The 16347-nt window shown below is 75.1% G+C and carries 15 protein-coding genes, 1 other RNA gene and 1 riboswitch; of the genes, 11 read left to right on the top strand and 5 right to left on the bottom strand.

Annotated elements, in window-relative coordinates:
- Positions 1 to 73: 73 nt before the first annotated feature.
- Both ACFO3M_RS00215 and ACFO3M_RS00210 read right to left on the bottom strand, forming a co-directional pair.
- Positions 74 to 967, bottom strand: a complete 894-nt coding sequence (locus ACFO3M_RS00215; protein ID WP_387984804.1) for an alpha/beta fold hydrolase — start codon at positions 965 to 967, stop codon at positions 74 to 76.
- 209 nt (positions 968 to 1176) lie between these two features.
- On the bottom strand, positions 1177 to 3108 hold the full coding sequence (locus ACFO3M_RS00210) for an FUSC family protein (RefSeq protein ID WP_387984802.1): 1932 nt from the start codon (positions 3106 to 3108) through the stop codon (positions 1177 to 1179).
- Positions 3109 to 3171: 63 nt separating this feature from the next.
- On the opposite strand from ACFO3M_RS00210, the gene ACFO3M_RS00205 reads away from it, so the two are divergent.
- The 7 genes from ACFO3M_RS00205 to nadA all read left to right on the top strand — a co-directional run bounded on the left by ACFO3M_RS00205 (position 3172) and on the right by nadA (position 9652).
- Positions 3172 to 4020, top strand: coding sequence for a Nif3-like dinuclear metal center hexameric protein (locus ACFO3M_RS00205; protein ID WP_387984800.1), 849 nt, complete (start codon positions 3172 to 3174; stop codon positions 4018 to 4020).
- A gap of 15 nt (positions 4021 to 4035) precedes the next feature.
- Complete coding sequence (locus ACFO3M_RS00200) at positions 4036 to 4320, top strand: DUF3311 domain-containing protein (RefSeq protein WP_387984799.1); 285 nt, start codon at positions 4036 to 4038, stop codon at positions 4318 to 4320.
- A 3-nt stretch (positions 4321 to 4323) separates the two neighbouring features.
- On the top strand, positions 4324 to 5979 hold the full coding sequence (mctP, locus tag ACFO3M_RS00195) for a monocarboxylate uptake permease MctP (RefSeq protein ID WP_387984797.1): 1656 nt from the start codon (positions 4324 to 4326) through the stop codon (positions 5977 to 5979).
- 9 nt (positions 5980 to 5988) lie between these two features.
- Positions 5989 to 6729: a zinc ribbon domain-containing protein gene (locus ACFO3M_RS00190; protein WP_387984795.1), complete on the top strand. Its 741-nt coding sequence runs from the start codon at positions 5989 to 5991 to the stop codon at positions 6727 to 6729.
- Positions 6726 to 7832, top strand: coding sequence for a bifunctional RNase H/acid phosphatase (locus tag ACFO3M_RS00185; protein WP_387984793.1), 1107 nt, complete (start codon positions 6726 to 6728; stop codon positions 7830 to 7832). Before ACFO3M_RS00190 ends, ACFO3M_RS00185 begins: the two co-directional genes overlap by 4 nt.
- A gap of 86 nt (positions 7833 to 7918) precedes the next feature.
- Positions 7919 to 8509 (top strand): dihydrofolate reductase family protein, encoded by a 591-nt coding sequence (locus tag ACFO3M_RS00180; protein WP_387984791.1) that lies wholly within the window; start codon positions 7919 to 7921, stop codon positions 8507 to 8509.
- A 111-nt stretch (positions 8510 to 8620) separates the two neighbouring features.
- Entirely contained in the window at positions 8621 to 9652 is a 1032-nt protein-coding gene (nadA, locus tag ACFO3M_RS00175; protein ID WP_387984788.1) for a quinolinate synthase NadA, read from the top strand.
- Between the two features lie 69 nt (positions 9653 to 9721).
- Here the strand turns inward: nadA and ACFO3M_RS00170 are convergent, their stop codons facing one another.
- Entirely contained in the window at positions 9722 to 10471 is a 750-nt protein-coding gene (locus ACFO3M_RS00170) for a sulfite exporter TauE/SafE family protein (RefSeq protein ID WP_387984785.1), read from the bottom strand.
- A 24-nt stretch (positions 10472 to 10495) separates the two neighbouring features.
- Here ACFO3M_RS00170 and ACFO3M_RS00165 point away from each other — a divergent pair, with 24 nt between their 5' ends.
- Positions 10496 to 10855 (top strand): DoxX family protein, encoded by a 360-nt coding sequence (locus ACFO3M_RS00165; RefSeq protein WP_387984783.1) that lies wholly within the window; start codon positions 10496 to 10498, stop codon positions 10853 to 10855.
- Positions 10856 to 10884: 29 nt separating this feature from the next.
- On the top strand, positions 10885 to 11604 hold the full coding sequence (locus tag ACFO3M_RS00160; RefSeq protein ID WP_387984781.1) for a PIG-L deacetylase family protein: 720 nt from the start codon (positions 10885 to 10887) through the stop codon (positions 11602 to 11604).
- Between the two features lie 46 nt (positions 11605 to 11650).
- Here ACFO3M_RS00160 and ACFO3M_RS00155 read toward each other — a convergent pair whose 3' ends face one another.
- On the bottom strand, positions 11651 to 12241 hold the full coding sequence (locus ACFO3M_RS00155; protein WP_387984778.1) for a VldE C-terminal domain-containing protein: 591 nt from the start codon (positions 12239 to 12241) through the stop codon (positions 11651 to 11653).
- A 258-nt stretch (positions 12242 to 12499) separates the two neighbouring features.
- A riboswitch (cyclic di-AMP (ydaO/yuaA leader) is annotated at positions 12500 to 12657 on the bottom strand.
- Between the two features lie 125 nt (positions 12658 to 12782).
- Between ACFO3M_RS00155 and rnpB the strand changes: the two genes are divergently transcribed.
- Positions 12783 to 13194: RNase P RNA component class A (gene rnpB / locus ACFO3M_RS00150), an RNA gene on the top strand.
- A 24-nt stretch (positions 13195 to 13218) separates the two neighbouring features.
- On the opposite strand, the gene ACFO3M_RS00145 is transcribed toward rnpB, so the two are convergent.
- Entirely contained in the window at positions 13219 to 14328 is a 1110-nt protein-coding gene (locus tag ACFO3M_RS00145) for a tyrosine-type recombinase/integrase (protein WP_387984775.1), read from the bottom strand.
- A gap of 357 nt (positions 14329 to 14685) precedes the next feature.
- On the opposite strand from ACFO3M_RS00145, the gene ACFO3M_RS00140 reads away from it, so the two are divergent.
- A complete protein-coding gene (locus ACFO3M_RS00140; RefSeq protein WP_387984773.1) occupies positions 14686 to 15369 on the top strand; it encodes a nuclease-related domain-containing protein in 684 nt (227 codons plus the stop codon).
- Positions 15370 to 16347: the final 978 nt, after the last annotated feature.

The following is a 16347-nucleotide window of genomic DNA, read 5'->3' as shown; positions in this document are numbered from 1 at the left end:
CCGGTCCCGTATCCAGCGACCCGGCCGTCGGAACACGGTCGTGTGGTGCCGGACACGGTAGGCAGGTCCGCGGTCAGCCTGCCTGCCGGACGGCGCCGGGACCAGCCGCCCCCACCCGGTCGAGCAGGTCGGTGAGCGCCCGGTCGACGACGGCGGTGCGGGTGAGGTTGACGCTGTGCCCGGCGCCCGGGACGACGACCAGCTCGGCCCGCTCGCCGATCCCCGCGGCCAGCTGCCGGCCGTGGTCGGCGGGGGTCAGCCGGTCGTACTCGGCCGCGACGACGGTGCACGGGACCCGCCCGAGCACCGGCAGCGACGCCGTCTCGTCGTGGTCGAGGAAGGTGCCGTAGAAGGCCATGGTCACCGTCAGCGGCGTCTCCTCGAGCATCGCCTGCACGACGCGGACCGCCTCGCGGGTGGCGTCGTCGCGGCCGAACAGGTAGCGGCGGGTGAACCGGTGGCCCAGCCACGTGCCGCGCCGCCGCAGCCGCTCCAGCCCGGGGGCCAGCAGCCGCAGCCACCACAGGTAGAGGCCCAGCAGGTGCAGCGTGCGCATCGCCTTCACCGCGAACCCCAGGGGCCCACGGGCGACCAGGCCGCCGGCCGAGGTGGCCAGCAGGAACGCGCCGACGACGCGGGTGCCGAACAGCTCGGGCCGCTGCCGGGCGAACGCCATGATCGTCATGCCGCCCATCGAGTGCCCGGCGAGCACCACCGGCCGGCCCGCGGGGACGACGGCGTCGAGCACCTGGCCGAGGTCGCGGGCGGTGCGGTCGATGGTCGCCGTCCGCGGGTCGACCCAGCGGGACCGGCCGTGGCCGCGCTGGTCCCACAGCACGACGCGGGCGCGGTCGCGGATCGCCTCGACCTGCAGCTGGAACTCGCCGAGGCGGGCGGTGAAGCCGTGGCAGAAGACCACGGTGACCGGGGCGTCCTCGGGTCCGTCGAACTCCACGTGCAGGTCCACGCCGTCGTCGGTGCGGACGGTGCGCGAGCCCGGCGGGGGCGGTCCGTCGATCCCCGGGACGACCGGGATGCGGGGCGGGACGGGCGCGGGGCGATGACGGCGGAGCGGCACCCGTCCATGACAGCGCAGCTCCCGGGCAGCGGCGACTCAGCCGCCGGGCGCCGCGGTCCCGTGGGGGCGACCGGGGCTCAGCTCCCGGGCGCCGCGGTCTAGGGGCGACGGCCGGGGGCGGCGTCGCGGACCAGTCGGCGGGCGGCGTCGACCTCGCGGGCGACCGGGGCCAGGACGCCGTCGGCGTGGATCTCGGCGTCGTCGGGCACCCGGTGCGCGCGGACGTCGTCCTCCAGCTCGCGCAGCGCCCGCCGCAGCACCGCCACCTGGGACGGGTCGGGCCCGGGCTCCCCGCCGTTGACGGCGATGACCGCCTCGGTGACGGCGTCGGCGGTCCGCTCCAGCTGCACGATGACCGGCCACCAGGCACCGGCGCGGGTGCTGATCGGCGGCGGCTCGGCCAGCCGGCGCTGCAGCTGGGTGTGCAGCTCGGTGAGCGCCCGGTAGGTCGCGCGGCGGGCGCGCCGGCGCGCGACCGGGTCCGCGCCGAACGCGGCGCCGACGAAGGCGTCCAGCGCCAGCGCGGCCGCGCGCAGGGCGTCCTCCAGCGGCGCCCGCCAGGTCTGCGGCCACAACAGGTAGCCCGCGACCAGCACGATCGCGCAGCCGATGAGGGTGTCCACCAGCCGGGCGCCGACCAGCTCCGGCCCGCCGGGGACGGCGAGGTCGAGCAGCAGGATGATCACCGGCGTCTGGAAGACCGAGAACAGGCCGAAGTTGGCGCCGCGCGCCCACGGCAGCAGCCCGGCCGCGACGGCCATGGCGACCACCACCCACCCGTCGCGGGGCAGCACCGACAGCAGCAGCGAGCCGATGAGGACGCCGAGCAGGGTGCCCGCGCCGCGCTGCACCGCCCGGGTGAACACCGATCCGTAGTCGGGCTTGAGCACGATCGCGACGGTGAGCAGCACCCAGTAGGGCCGCTCGATGGGCAGCAGCTGGCGGGCGACCTCCGCGATGGTCATGCACAGCGTCAGCCGGAGGGCGAACTCGCGGGTGTCGGTGCTGCCGAGCGTGCGGTCGGCGAGGTCGCGCAGCCGGTCCCGCCAGGGCGGCCGGGGCGGGGTGACGGCGGCTCCCGCGCGCTCCTCGGGGTCGCCGACGACGGCCCAGGCCAGCCGCACCCCGTGGCGCACCGCGCGGCGGACGGCCGGCCCGTCGTCGAGGGCGGGCGGGCGCTCGTCGGGCAGCTCGCGGCTGCCGGAGACGGCGGCGGCGAGGGCGTGCACCGCCGTCACGTCGTGCGGGTCGGCGTGCACCCCGGTGCGGGCGGCGGCGACAGCGGCCTCCACCAGCGGGGCGGCGGCGTTGAGGACGCCGGCCAGCTCCGACAGCTGCCGGTTGCGCCCGGCGGCGAGGCTGCGGGTGCGGATGACCCGGTCGTAGGCGGCGTTGAGCGCGGTGGTGAGCTCGCGGCGGGCGTCGTCGGTGCCCTCGGTGCCCACGGCGGTGAGCAGCCCGGCGATCCGGGTGAACACCGCGGCGACGGCGCTGCGGTCGGGGTCGCTGGGCTCGGTCGCGGCCTGCACCAGGGTGGCCAGCGTCGCCCAGGCCGCCCCGGCGGCGAAGAACGCCACCTCGGCCGCCGCGGGCAGCGGCGTCACCAGCCCCGACGCCAGCGCGGTGTAGACCAGCAGCTGCAGCGCGCCCAGCGACATCGCCGAGTTGACCGCGCTGATCACCGCCGCGGCCGCCGACAGCACCGCCACGACCACCACCGGCAGCACGCCGCCGCCGCTCGCGAACTGCCCGGCGACCAGGCCGACCGCGCCGAGGCCGACCGCGGCGGCGGTGCGGCGCAGCCGGTCGCGCAGCGGGCCGCCCTGCGGGGCGAGGGTGGCCGCGAGCGCCCCGGTGGTGGCGAAGACGCCGGCGCCGAGCGCCGTCCGCCCGCCGACGGCCAGCGCCACGGCCAGCGGCGCGGGCACGACGACGGCGAACCGGACGACGTCGCGCCACGGCACGGGTGGGGGAGTGGTGCGGAGCAGCTCCTCGAGCCACGCGGGTGCGCGCAGCGACCTGTCCGCCACGGTCTGGAGCCTGCCACCCGCGGCCGCCGGAGGCGGGACGGCGCTCGGCTAGCGTCGGCGCCCGTGACCGCCACCCTGGGCGAGGTCGTCGCCACGCTGGAGGCCCGCTACGACCCGGCGCTCGCGGAGGGCTGGGACGCCGTCGGCCTGGTCTGCGGGGACCCCGCCGAGCCGGTGGAGCGCGTGCTGGTCGCCGTCGACCCGGTGGCCGCCGTCGTCGACGAGGCGCTCGAGCTCGGCGCCGGGCTGCTGGTCACCCACCACCCGCTGTTCCTGACCCCGGTGCACGGCGTCCCCGCCGACGACCCCAAGGGGCGGCTGGTGCACCGGCTGGTCCGCGCCGGCTGCGGGCTGTTCGTCGCGCACACCAACGCCGACCGCGCCCCCGACGCCGGCGTCAACGACGCGCTGGCCGCCGTCCTCGGGCTGACCGGCACCCGCCCGCTGCAGCCGGTGGCGCCCGGCTCCCGCGCCGGGCTCGGCCGGGTGGGGGAGCTGCCGCGGCCGACCACGCTGGCCGGCTTCGCCGCGCTCGCCGCGGAGGTCCTGCCGGAGACCGCCGGCGGGGTCCGCGCGGCCGGGGACCCGGACCGGCCGGTGCGCACCGTCGCCGTCTGCGGGGGCAGCGGCGGCTCGCTGCTGCCCGAGGCGACGGCGGCCGGCGCCGACGTCCTCCTCACCAGCGACCTGCGACACCACCCCGTGTCCGAGGCGCGGGAGGACGGGGGTCCCGCCTTGTGTGACGTGGCACACTTCGCCTCCGAGTGGCCCTGGGTCCCCGTGGTCGCCGACGTGCTGGCCACGGACCTGTCCGGCAGGGTCGAGGCGGTCGCCTCCCGGCGCCGCACCGACCCGTGGACGGTGCACCGGGGCCGGTCGGCAGGAGGGGACCCGGCCCGCACGGCCGGCTGAGACGGGGAGGGCGCCGTGGCCACCGCCGAACGACCGCCGACGGGAGGCGCGGTCCCCCGGAGGAGCGACCGCAGCCCCTGGAACTGGCTGCTGCTGGTGCCGATCGTGGTGCCGCTGGTCGTGCCGTTCTACAACCGCGTCGAGCCGACCCTCTTCGGCTGGCCGTTCTTCTACTGGGTGCAGCTGCTGTTCGTCGGGCTGGGCGTGCTGACCACCGTGGTCGTCTACCGGGCCACCCGGCGCAGCCCGGAGGAGCGGGCCGCCGCCCGCGCCGCCATCGAGCGGGACAGGGAGCGCTGAGCCGTGGACGGGGTCAACGTCGTCGAGCTCACGATCGTCATCGTCCTGTTCCTGGTCGTCACGGTCATGGGGTTCGTCGCCTCGCGCTGGCGGCGGGCCGAGACCCTCATGCACCTGGACGAGTGGGGGCTGGGCGGGCGCAGCTTCGGCACCTGGATCACCTGGTTCCTGCTGGGCGGCGACCTCTACACCGCCTACACGTTCGTCGCCGTCCCCGCGCTGATGTTCGGCGCCGGCGCGGCCGGGTTCTTCGCCGTCCCGTACACGGTCGTCATCTACCCGCTGGTGTTCCTGGTCGTCATCCGGCTGTGGTCGGTCAGCCACGTGCGCGGGTTCGTGACGCCGGCGGACTTCGTGCGCGCCCGGTTCGACTCCCCGACGATGGCGCTGCTCGTGGCCCTCACCGGGATCGTCGCGACGATGCCCTACATCGCCCTCCAGCTCGTCGGCATCGAGGCGATCCTCAAGGCGATGGGCGTGGAGGGCGAGCTCCCGCTGATCGTCGCGTTCGTGATCCTGGCGCTCTACACCTACAACTCGGGGCTGCGGGCGCCGGCGCTCATCGCGTTCGTCAAGGACACCCTCATCTACCTGACGATCATCGTCGCGGTGATCGTCATCCCGGTGAAGCTCGGCGGCTGGGACGTGATCTTCGGCGCGGCCGAGGAGAAGTTCTCCGCCGGCACCGGCGCGGGCGTGCTGCTGCCGGGCACCGGGCAGTGGCAGTACGCGACGCTGGCCCTGGGGTCGGCGCTCGCCCTGTTCCTCTACCCGCACTCGATCACCGGCGTCCTCGCGGCCAGCAACCGCGACGTGCTCAAGCGCAACATGAGCGCGCTGCCGGTCTACAGCCTGGCGCTGGGCTTCATCGCGCTGCTGGGCTTCATGGCGATCGCGGCCGGGGTGACGCCGATCGGCGAGGACGGCAACACCGTCGTCCCGGTGCTGTTCCAGGAGATGTTCCCGAGCTGGTTCGCCGGCATCGCCTTCGCCGCCATCGGCATCGGTGCGCTGGTGCCGGCGGCGATCATGTCGATCGCCGCGGCGAACCTGTTCACCCGCAACATCTACAAGGAGTTCCTCAGGAAGGACGCCACGCCGAGGCAGGAGGCGCAGGTCGCCAAGGTGACCTCGCTGGTGGTGAAGGTCGGCGCGGTCGCGGCGATCCTGTTCATCGACCCGCAGTTCTCCATCGACCTGCAGCTCATCGGCGGCGTGATCATCCTGCAGACGCTGCCCGCGGTCGCCCTCGGCCTCTACACCCGCTGGCTGCACCGCGGCGCGCTCATCGCCGGGTGGGTCGCGGGCATGGCCGCGGGCCTGCTGATGCTCTACAACATCCCGCGGCTGGCGCCGGACGGCACGGTCCTCCGCGAGCACTTCGGCGGGTCGGCGTTCGCCCTGTCCAAGCTGGGCCTGGACGCGCAGTCCAGCGTCTACGCGGGCTTCCTCGCGCTGCTGGTCAACCTCGTCGTCACGGTGCTGGCGACGATGGCGCTGCGCGCGGCCAAGGTGGACGACGGCGTCGACGCGACGGCGGAGAGCGACTACACCGCCGAGCGGGAGGACCCGACCTTCCGCGACCTGCCCGACCCGCTGGAGTCCGCGCCGCCCGGCACGGCCCGCGGCACGACGGGGGAGGCGACCGGCCGCAGGTAGGTTGAGCGGGTGAAGGCCGACCACTTCGAGCAGCAGAAGCTGCTGGCCCTGGCCGACGAGGACGTCGCGCTCACCCAGCTCGCCCACCGGAAGCGCACGCTGCCGGAGGTCGCCGCGGTCGAGGCCGCCGCGGAGTCCGAACGCACCTTCGCCGAGGCCGAGGTCCGCGCGGAGACCGAGGTGCGCGACCTCGACCGCGAGCAGCGGCGGCTCGAGGCCGACGTCGACACCGTCCGGCAGCGGGCCGACCGCGACCGGTCGCGGATCGACTCCGGGGCGGCGACGCCGAAGGAGATCACCTCGCTGCAGTCGGAGCTGCAGTCGCTCGCCCGGCGGCAGTCCGACCTCGAGGACCAGGTGCTCGAGCTCATGGAGCGCCGGGAGACCGCCGACGCCGCGCTGGCCGACGCCCAGACCGGGCGTGCCGCCGCCGTCGCCGACCGGGAGCGGGCCGAGCAGCTGCGCGACGACGCCCTCGCCGACATCGCCGACTCCACCGCCCGGCACGAGGCGAAGCGCGCGGAGGTCGCCGGCGGCATCTCAGCCCCGCTGCTGGCGCTCTACGACCGCATCCGCACCCAGACCGGCACCACCGGCGCGGCGGTGCTCAAGGCCCGGCAGTGCCAGGGCTGCCGGATCGAGCTGAACGGCCGGGAACTCGCCGCCGTCCGCAACGCCGACCCGCACGAGGTGGTCCGCTGCGAGAACTGCGGCCGGATCCTCGTGCGCACCGCCGAGTCGGGCCTGTGACCCGCCGTCTCGTCGTCGAGGCCGACGGCGGCTCGCGGGGCAACCCGGGCCCGGCCGGCTACGGCGCGCTGGTGCGCGACGCCGCCACCGGGCGGGTGCTCGCCGAGCGCGCGGCGTCGGTCGGCCGGGCGACGAACAACGTCGCCGAGTACGGCGGGCTGGTGGCCGGGCTGCAGGCGGCGCTGGACCTCTGTGGCGGCGGAGGCGCGAGCGCCGACGTCGAGGTGCGGATGGACTCCAAGCTCGTCGTCGAGCAGATGTCGGGGCGCTGGAAGATCAAGCACCCGGACATGCAGAAGCTCGCCGTCCAGGCCCGCGATCTCGCCCGGCAGCTGGGCAGCGTCCGCTACACCTGGGTGCCGCGCGCGCAGAACGGCGCCGCCGACGCGCTCGCCAACAGCGCGATGGACGGCCGGCCGGTGCACCGCGACCTCGCCGCCGAGCCGACCGTGGTGGAGGACGACGTCCAGCCGGCCGCCGAACCCGCGCCGCCGGTGACCACGGTGACGCACCTGCTGCGCCACGGGCGCACCGAGCACACCCCCGAGCGGCGGTACAGCGGCCGCAACGACCTGCCGCTGTCGGTCACCGGGCGCGCGGAGGCCGAGGCGGCCGCGGTGCGGGCGAAGGAGCTGGGCATCGAGGTCGTCGTCGCCTCGCCGCTGCGCCGCACGCGGGAGACCGCGGAGGTCGTGGCCGGCGCGCTGGGCCTGCCGGTGGAGCTCGACGACGACCTGGTCGAGCTCGACTTCGGCGACCTCGAGGGGCTCACCGCCACCGAGGCGCAGCAGCGGCACCCGCTGGCCGCCCGCCGCTTCGCGAGCGACGTGACGGTGGCCGCGCCGGGCGGCGAGTCGGTGGCCGACGTGTCGCGCCGCGTCGCCCGCGCCCGGGAGCGGCTGCTCGAGCGGCACGCCGGGAGGACGGTGCTCGTGGTCAGCCACGTGACCCCGATCAAGCTGCTGCTCGCCGCGGGCCTCGGCGCCGGCGACGAGGTGGTGCACCGGGTGTTCCTCGAGGCGGCGTCGCTGTCGACGGTGGCGTGGAGCTCCGACGGCCGCACCTCGGTCCGGCTGGTGAACGACACCGCCCACCTGCGCTGAGGACACTCAACCGATGAGTTGAGGAACGCCCGCCGGTCTCCCCTGCAGGCGGCTCCGCCCCGGAGCCGGGAGCGAGGAGGTGCGCCATGGGCCGGGTGGTGCTGTTCGCGGCGGGGTCGCTGGACGGGTACGTCGGGCGGGACGACGACATGCCCGGGCCGCTGTTCGACTGGTACGCCAACGGCGACGTCGAGATGACCTTCAGCGACCCGGACCGGCCCTTCCGCGTGACTGCGGAGACGGCGGAGTTCCTCACCGACATGGCGACGCGGGTGGGCGTCATGGTCTGCGGGCGCCGGCTGTTCGACATCACCGACGGCTGGGGCGGCGTGCCCCCCAACGGCGAGCACGTCGTCGTGGTCACCCACCGGCCGGCCGACGACTGGCCGCACCGCGCCACCGCGCCGTTCACCTTCGCGCCCGACGTGCCGGCCGCGATCGGGCGGGCGAGGGAGCTCGCCGGCGACCGGGACGTCACGGTGAGCGCCGGGGACGTCGGCGGGCAGGCGCTGCGCGCGGGCCTGGTCGACCGGGTGGTGCTGGCGCTGGTCCCGGTGGTCCTGGGCTCGGGGCGGCCGTACTTCGGCGCCGGCGGCCCGCCGGAGATCCAGTTCGAGGACCCGGTGGTGGTGCAGGGCAGGCGGGTGACCCACCTGGTCTACGACGTGCGTCGCTGACGCCCCGGAGCGGGAAGCGGGCCGGGCGGCCCGGTGTTGCACCGGACACCCCCGCCGCCGCCCGCCGCGGCGCTCCGGGGACGATGAGCCCCCCGCACTCCGAGGAGCCCCGTGACCGCGACCATCGCGCCCGCCACCCCCACCGTCGCCGGCGACGAGCGCACCCTGTCGGCCGCCGAGTACGAGAACTGGGCGGCGGAGGTCCGCCGGCTCGCCGACGAGCGCGGTGCGGTGGTGCTCGCGCACAACTACCAGGTGCCCGAGATCCAGGACGTCGCCCACTTCACCGGCGACTCCCTCCACCTGTCGCGGGTCGCGGCGCAGACCGACGCCCGCGAGATCGTGTTCTGCGGCGTCCACTTCATGGCCGAGACGGCGAAGATCCTCTCGCCGGACAAGACGGTGCTGCTGCCCGACCACGCCGCCGGCTGCTCCCTGGCCGACTCGATCACCGCCGAGCAGCTGCGCGAGTGGAAGGCCCAGCACCCGGGCGCCGTCGTCGTCAGCTACGTCAACACCACCGCGGCGGTGAAGGCGGAGACCGACGTCTGCTGCACCTCGTCGAACGCCGCCGACGTCATCCGGTCCATCCCCGAGGACCGCGAGGTCCTGTTCTGCCCCGACCAGTTCCTCGGCGCGCACGTCAAGCGCGTGACCGGGCGGTCGAACATCCACGTGTGGGCGGGCGAGTGCCACGTGCACGCGGGCATCAGCCCGGCCGACGTCCGCGCGCAGGTGGCCGCGCACCCGGACGCCGAGATCCTCGTGCACCCCGAGTGCGGCTGCACCACCTCGGTGCTCGACCTGGTCAGCCACGGCGACCTGCCCGCCGACCGCACCCGCGTGCTGTCCACCGGCGGCATGGTCGAGGCCGCGGCGCGGACCTCGTCGGGCCAGGTGCTCGTCGCCACCGAGGTCGGCATCCTGCACCAGCTGCGGGCGCTCAACAGCGGGACGTCGTTCATCCCGATGAACAGCCGCGCGGCCTGCCGCTACATGAAGATGATCACCCCGGCCAAGCTGCTGCACACGCTGCGCACCGGCGAGGGCGCCGTCGACGTCGACCCGGAGACCGCCGCCCGCGCCCGCCGCGCCGTCGAGGCGATGATCGCCATCGGAGAGCCCGGCCGCGGCGGTGAGTAGAAGGACCCCGCTGCCCCCCGCCGCTCGCGAGCTCGCGGCGGGACCCTGCAGCGGGGCCGTTCCAGCACGTCACCGCGTGAAGAGGTAGACGGACACCGCGACGCCGAAGACCACGATCAGCACCCGCAGCGGCGTCGCGGGGATGCGGCCGGCCACCCGCGCGCCGAGGAACCCGCCGACCAGGCTGGCCGGCGCCGCGACGGCGACCACCTGCCAGGCCACCGGCCCGAAGACGCCGAACACGACCAGCGTGACCGTCGCCGTCACCGCGGAGAACGCCGACTTCAGCGCGTTGGCCAGCGGCAGCCGGTGCAGTGCCGTCCCGAGCACCCCGACGAGGATGACGCCGAGCGCGCCGCCGAAGTAGCCGCCGTAGACGGTGGCGAGGAACAGCGCGAGGAACAGCCACCACGGGTCGCGGACGGCGCCGTCGTCGCGGTCGCGCAGCCGGCGGGTGAGCAGCGGCTGCACCGCGAGCAGCAGGCTGGCCAGCAGCACGAGCACGGGCACGACGACGTCGAAGGCCTGGCTCGGCGTGGTCAGCAGCAGCACGCTGCCGGCGACGCCGCCCAGCGCCGAGACCGCACCGAGCCGCACCAGCCGGTCGCGCTGACCGGCGTACTCGCGGCGGAACCCGGCCATCCCGCCGAGGTAGCCCGGCCACTGCGCCACCGAGTTGGTGACGTTGGCCGCCACGGTGCCCAGGCCCAGCCCGACCAGGGTGGGGAAGAGGATCAGCGACCCGCCGCCGGCGATCGAGTTGACCGCCCCCGCGCCCAGGGCCACCGCGGCCGCGATCAGGAGGTCGGCGGCCGTCACGGGGCGCCAGCCTACGGTCGGTGCGTGCGACTCCCCGCCCCGGCGACCTGGCTGGCCGCCGCCCTCGGCGGCTCCGGCGTGCTGCACCTGGTGCGGCCGCGGACGTTCGAGTGGCTGGTGCCGCCCGAGCTCGGCGACGCCCGCGCCTGGGTGCTCGTCAGCGGGGTCGCCGAGGTCGGCACCGCCGCGCTGCTGGCCGCGCCGGCGAGCCGCCGGGCCGGGGGACGGGCCGCGGCCGCGCTCCTGGCGTCGTTCGTGCCGGCCCACCTGCACCACCTCCGCGTGGCGCGCGGGCGGCCGGCGATGCTGGCCGCGGCGGTGGTCCGGCTGCCGCTGCAGGCGCCGATGATCGCCGCGGCGCTGCGGGTGGCCCGAGGGCGCTGAGCGTCAGCGGCCGCGGGCAGACTGCCCGCATGACGGAGGCGTTCCCCGAGGACTGGCAGCGCGCCCTGGTCGTCGTCGCCCACCCCGACGACGTGGAGTACGGCTGCGCGGCCGCCGTCGCGGCGTGGACGGCGGCCGGGCGCGACGTCCGGTACGTGATGGCCACCAGCGGCGAGGCCGGCATCGCCGGGCTGCCGCCGGAGGCCGCCGGGCCGCTGCGCGAGCGCGAGCAGCGGGCCGCGGCCGCGGTGGTCGGCGTGTCGGTGGTCGAGTTCCTCGGCCACCCCGACGGGCGGCTGACCGAGGGGCTGGACCTGCGGCGGGCGGTCGCGGCGGCGATCCGGCGGCACCGCCCCGACCTCGTGGTCACGCTGCACTTCGGCGACACGTGGACGCCGCCGGGCGCCCCGCTCGGCTACTGGAACAGCGCCGACCACCGGGTGCTGGGCCGGGCGGTGGTCGACGCCGTCGGCGACGCGGCCAACGAGTGGATCTTCGCCGAGCTCGCCGACCCGGAGCCCTGGCGCGGGGTGCGCTGGACCGCCGTCTCCACGCCGGTGGGGGTCACGCACACCGTCGACGTGACCGACGTCGTCGACCGGGCGGTGGCCTCGCTGGCCGAGCACCGCCGCTACCTGCAGGCGCTGTCGGCCGACCCGGTCGAGGAGCAGGCCCGGCGACAGGTCGACACGGCGACCCCGGTCGTCGACGGCCGGCGGGTGGCCGGCTTCGCGCTGTACGCCGGCTGAGGCCGGACGCGGCCCCGGGGTGCGCCCGGGGCCGCGTCCGGGCCGGTCAGGGGTTGAAGCTCACGTGGACGTGGTCCATGTGGTTGGCGGTGGGGGACCCGCGGTCCTCCATCGCCCGCCAGCCGGAGCTCCCGATCACGAAGATCCGCTGCTTCCAGATGACGTAGTCGACGCCCATGCGCGCGGCGTTGTCGATGACGTACTGGGCCACGGCGTTCCCCTTGGCGGAGTCGGCGTAGACCATGAAGTCCGCGGCGAGCTGCTGGGTGGGGGAGTGCCCGGGGCGGGTGAGCACGGTGGACACCCCGCACTGCTGCGCGACCTCGGCGACGACGGGGCGGACGTGCGCCGCCCAGGCGCTGTAGGAGGTCGAGGAGGCGGTCGGCGCGCCGGTGAGGTTCGTGGACACCGCCGCGGGGGCGGCGGGGGCGGCTGCCGGTGCGGCCGCGGGGGCGGCGGGGGCCGCGGGCGCGGGCGCCGCGGCTCCTCCCCGGTCCTGGGACCAGCCGTTCGACCCGTCCCGGCGGGGGCCGTCCCAGTCGGCCTGGGCCACCGACTGACCGCTGAGGCCGAAGGCGACGGCGAGGGCGCCGGCCGTGAGGGTCCGGCGGATCGTGCGCTTGCTGTTCGAGGGCATGACGAGGAGAGCTCCTGACGTCGGTTCCGCGTGGCGCCGTCCGTGGCTCGGCGGTCACCCGTCGCGTGGGGGGACCTGCGGGACGGGCCGGGACGCGGCCGGGCGGCGGGCGGCTGCTGGAGGGCAGGCCGACGCGAGGCCGGTCGTTTCCGGTCCGTGGAGGCGCGGCGACCGGCGGAGGTGGGCGGGTCGCGGCGCTCGTCGCAGAGTGCGGGGCACGCCGGGGCAGGCGCCGTCGGCGCACCCCGTGGTGGTTCTCCGTTCTCCCGTGGCCGCCTACCGGGTCAGCTGACGGGTTCGGGCGGGGAACTGCGCCCTACCCCCTCCCGGGTCCGGGAGGTGGGACTCACCCCGGTGGTGCGGTGGGTCCCCGGCTCACGGCCACCGCGGTGGCCGCGACTCGGCGGCACCCGGCTCGGTTCCCCCGGTGGAGGACGTGACGACCGGCCGGACGGAGCCACCGTAGGAGCGTCCGCGGGAGCCCGCAGCGCGGACTGAGCAGTTCCGCTGAGGGGGTCCGTAGACTGGTCGGCACGACGGACGAGTCGGCCGGGCGGTCGCGTCGGCGGGGGAGACCCCGTCGCCGAGGAACGTCCGGGCTCCACAGGGCAGGGTGGTCGCTAACGGCGACCCGGGGTGACCCGCGGGACAGTGCCACAGAGAACAGACCGCCAGCAGTCCGCTGCTGGTGAGGGTGAAACGGTGGTGTAAGAGACCACCAGCGCACCGGGTGACCGGTGCGGCTCGGTAAACCCCACCCGGAGCAAGGTCGAGAAGGGACGGTGGCCGGGCAACCGGACACCGTCCTGCGCAGGCGTTCGAGGGCTGCCCGCCCGAGCCTGCGGGTGGACCGCTCGAGCCCGCCGGCAACGGCGGGCCTAGATGGATGACCGCCCATCGGGAGGCCGCGAGGCGCCCGAGGACAGAACCCGGCGTACAGGCCGACTCGTCCGTCGTCCCCCGCTTGACCTGCGCGTTCAGGTCCGGCGGGGGTCCTCGTTCCTCAGATGTTCCTCAGCCGCGGGAGCCAGTACGGCGTCCACCGCGGCCCGGGTCCGGTCGTCGGAGTCCGGCCACAGGTGGCTGTAGGTGTCGAGGGTCTCGGAGGCGCTCGCGTGACCGAGCCGGGCCTGGACGGTCTTGATCGACTCGCCGTGCCGGATGAGCAGGCTGGCGTAGAAGTGCCGGAGACCGTGGAAGGTCACGCTGTCGTCCAGGCCGGCCGCCCGGACGGCGGGGCGCCACACGGTGGCGGAGAAGGCGGTCCGGCGGATCGGGTTGCCGAGGTCGGTCGTGAAGACGAAGCCGTCGCTCGGCCACTCCGCGAGGTGGGCGGCGAGGGCGTCGACGACGACCTGGGGGAGGGGCACCACTCGGACCGACGCCTGGGTCTTGGGCGGCGCGAGGTAGGGCGCGCGGTCGGGCATGGTGACCAGCTGCCGGTCGACCGTCAGCTGCCGGCGGAGGAAGTCGATCCGGTCGACGGTCAGCCCGAGCGCTTCGCCCTGCCGCAGGCCCGTGCCGGCGGCGAGGGTGACCAGCGCCCGGTACCGCTCGGGGACGGCGTCGGTGAGCGCCCGGACGGCCTCGATCGACAGCGGCTCGATGCGCTGCTTGTGGACCTTGGGCAGCCGCGTTCCCGTGCACGGCGACGCGATGATGCGGCGGTCCCGGACGGCGGCCTTGAAAACCGCGGACAGGATGCGGTGGACCACGCCGACCGTGCCCGGCGCGAGCGTCTTGGAGAGTCGCTGGACGAGGGCCTGGACGTCGCTCGGCAGGACGGCGGACAGCTGCCTGTCGCCGAGGCTCGGGTAGACGTGCCGGCGCAGCATCGTTTCGACGTGGGCGGCGGTGGTGGGCCGGTGCACCTGGGCGGCGCGCCACTGCTCGGCGTACTCGCGGACGGTCTGGCGGCCGGCCGCGGGGTCGACGTACTGGCCGGTGACGATGCTGGCGCGGACCTCGTCCAGCCAGCGCTGGGCGTCGACCTTCCGCGTGAAGACGCGGGACCGCTGAGGGCCGCCGGGGGCGGCGCGGTAGCGGGCCTGCCAGGTGCCGTTGGGCCGCCTCGAGATGCTCGCCATGCCGTCTCCTCGCGCGGGACCGAGCGGACGGGATCTCCGGCCGCTGCACTCGGGCTAGCGCGTGGCCACACGCCTCGGGTGGATGTCGAGGGATCTGTGGACCGTGCTGCACCTGTGGACAGGCAGCGGTTCGTTCGCCGCAGCTGGACCGGAGGTTTGGAACCGTCCGCCCACCCTGCCGACGGCCCTGGTGCAGATCTCCAGTTCCCCTGCAGTGGTGAGGTGCGGGGTCGGTCGGTTCCCGTCGGGCGTCGGGTGACCGATGGTGGTGTCGTGGGCTCGTGGAAGCGCTCGTCCCGAGCGGGTCGGTACGCCGAGCAGCACTACAGGCGACTGCGCCGGCGGTGGCGTCGGCGTGTGCTAGGGCCGCTGCTCCTGATCGTGTCGCCCTTCCTCGGCACGGGTCTCGCGCTGACCATCTGGACAGAGGGGCAGCCCTACTGGTTCGGCGGCGTGGTGCTGGGTATGGGCCTCGCGCTGTTCGTCATCGCCTTGAAGTCGCCGCCGCAGCACATCGAGCGATGGGGCGTCGGTGCGGACGGGGAGCGACGCACAGCCCGGGCGCTGCGACTCCTCCTGCGGTCGGGCTGGCACGTCGTGCACGACCTCGACTGGCCCGGCGCCGGCAACGTCGACCACCTGGTGGTCGGGCCCGGTGGGGTCTTCGTTCTCGACAGCAAGGCGTGGAGCGGCGTGGTGAGCGTCGACGACGCCGGAGCGACCATCACCCCGAGGGACAACCCGGACGCCGCCTGGACCGAGCATGGCCAACGGGGGAGGCAAGCGCGCGCCGGCACGGCAGTAGCCCGCGCCCTAGCAGCACGCAGCAGCCTTACAGTCCCTCAGCCCGAGCCTGTGGTCGTGGTCTGGGGAACCTTCCCGCAGCGCGTTGGGTGCGCCGGCGGGGTGACCTACGTCGAGGGGGAGCACCTGGCCGACTGGCTGCTCAGCCGGCCACAGAGGCTGCACCGCGACCAGGTCGCTCAGTTGGCGGCAGCAGCGGACGACGACCTGCTGCGGCGCTCCACTCGTAGCTCGTAAGCCGGCCGTAGGGCTGCCTCGACCGCTCGTTCCCTCAGGCCTCGGCACTGGCTGTTTCGCCTGACCGGAGCCGCCGATCTGGCTCTACTGGAGCATCGACGACCATGAGGCGACACACCTCATGCATTGTCGGGCCAGCAACTCGTTGGGACGAGTATGCCGAGGGAACGGCGAGGTCCGGGTGGAGTGTGGTGGCGGCCGCGGATGTAGGCGACCTTGCTCGGAGCCCCCGTGCGTGACGCCAAGATGCAAGAGGTGTGTCGCCTCGTGATCTTGGAATCCACAGCTGCGTGAGGAGTGCACCGGCCGGGAGGCGGCGTGAGCCTGCTCGGACTGGCTGAACTTGGTGCGGCGCGTGACGCTGAGCAGGGAAGTGGCCGGCAAGTTGGGCGGCCGTCCGCAGCGACACCGCTATCCGTGCAGTTCGGCGGCTGAACTGTCCCGGAAACCGCCTCGTCACCGGCGTGTCCGCGCCGAGGTGCCACTCAGGACGTCGGCCGTCGGTCGGCTTACATCCCCCAGGGCCAAGGCTCGTCGCGCTCCATCCGGCGGACCATCTGGTCGACCCGTTGCGCGTTGTCGCTCATCGTCTGGTCCACCTCCGCCTGGTCCTGGGCTCTCTGCGCGAAGCACTGCCGGCACAGGGCGGTGCCATGCAGAGAGGCGACAGCCGGGCGCGCCTCAAGGCCGTGGAGAAAGCACTCAGCGCACTCGCGCGAGGCTGGGGACTGGGTCGTGTTCATGGGCGTGAACCGTAAGGAGACGGCTGGCCTAACGTCGCGCTCTGGGAGTGAGTGATCTCTATCGACGGTCGGCGGCCCGGGCAGCGCTGACCCGGGCCTGGGGGACGGGTCAAGTTGGCCGCGCGAGCGTCGGCCGCCGGGCGGCTGGGACGGTCCAGGTTGTGACCAGGTCAGCGGCATGGTCCGTAACCTGACTCGGCGCAGCGTCGCCCTGCGCAACGTCGGGTGCCTGGGC

Origin of the sequence: Geodermatophilus arenarius, from assembly GCF_042654585.1 — a bacterium.
GTDB lineage: Bacteria > Actinomycetota > Actinomycetes > Mycobacteriales > Geodermatophilaceae > Geodermatophilus > Geodermatophilus arenarius.
Note: the sequence above shows the minus strand (reverse complement) of the source record. Positions and strands in the feature narration are given on the sequence as shown.

What these genes read in the sequence shown, in the direction of transcription:
- ACFO3M_RS00145 (WP_387984775.1), bottom strand. Translation starts at nt 14,328, where the DNA reads ATGGCGAGCATCTCGAGGCGGCCCAACGGCACCTGGCAGGCCCGCTAC.
- ACFO3M_RS00160 (WP_387984781.1), top strand. Translation starts at nt 10,885, where the DNA reads ATGACGGAGGCGTTCCCCGAGGACTGGCAGCGCGCCCTGGTCGTCGTC.
- ACFO3M_RS00155 (WP_387984778.1), bottom strand. Translation starts at nt 12,241, where the DNA reads ATGCCCTCGAACAGCAAGCGCACGATCCGCCGGACCCTCACGGCCGGC.
- ACFO3M_RS00180 (WP_387984791.1), top strand. Translation starts at nt 7,919, where the DNA reads ATGGGCCGGGTGGTGCTGTTCGCGGCGGGGTCGCTGGACGGGTACGTC.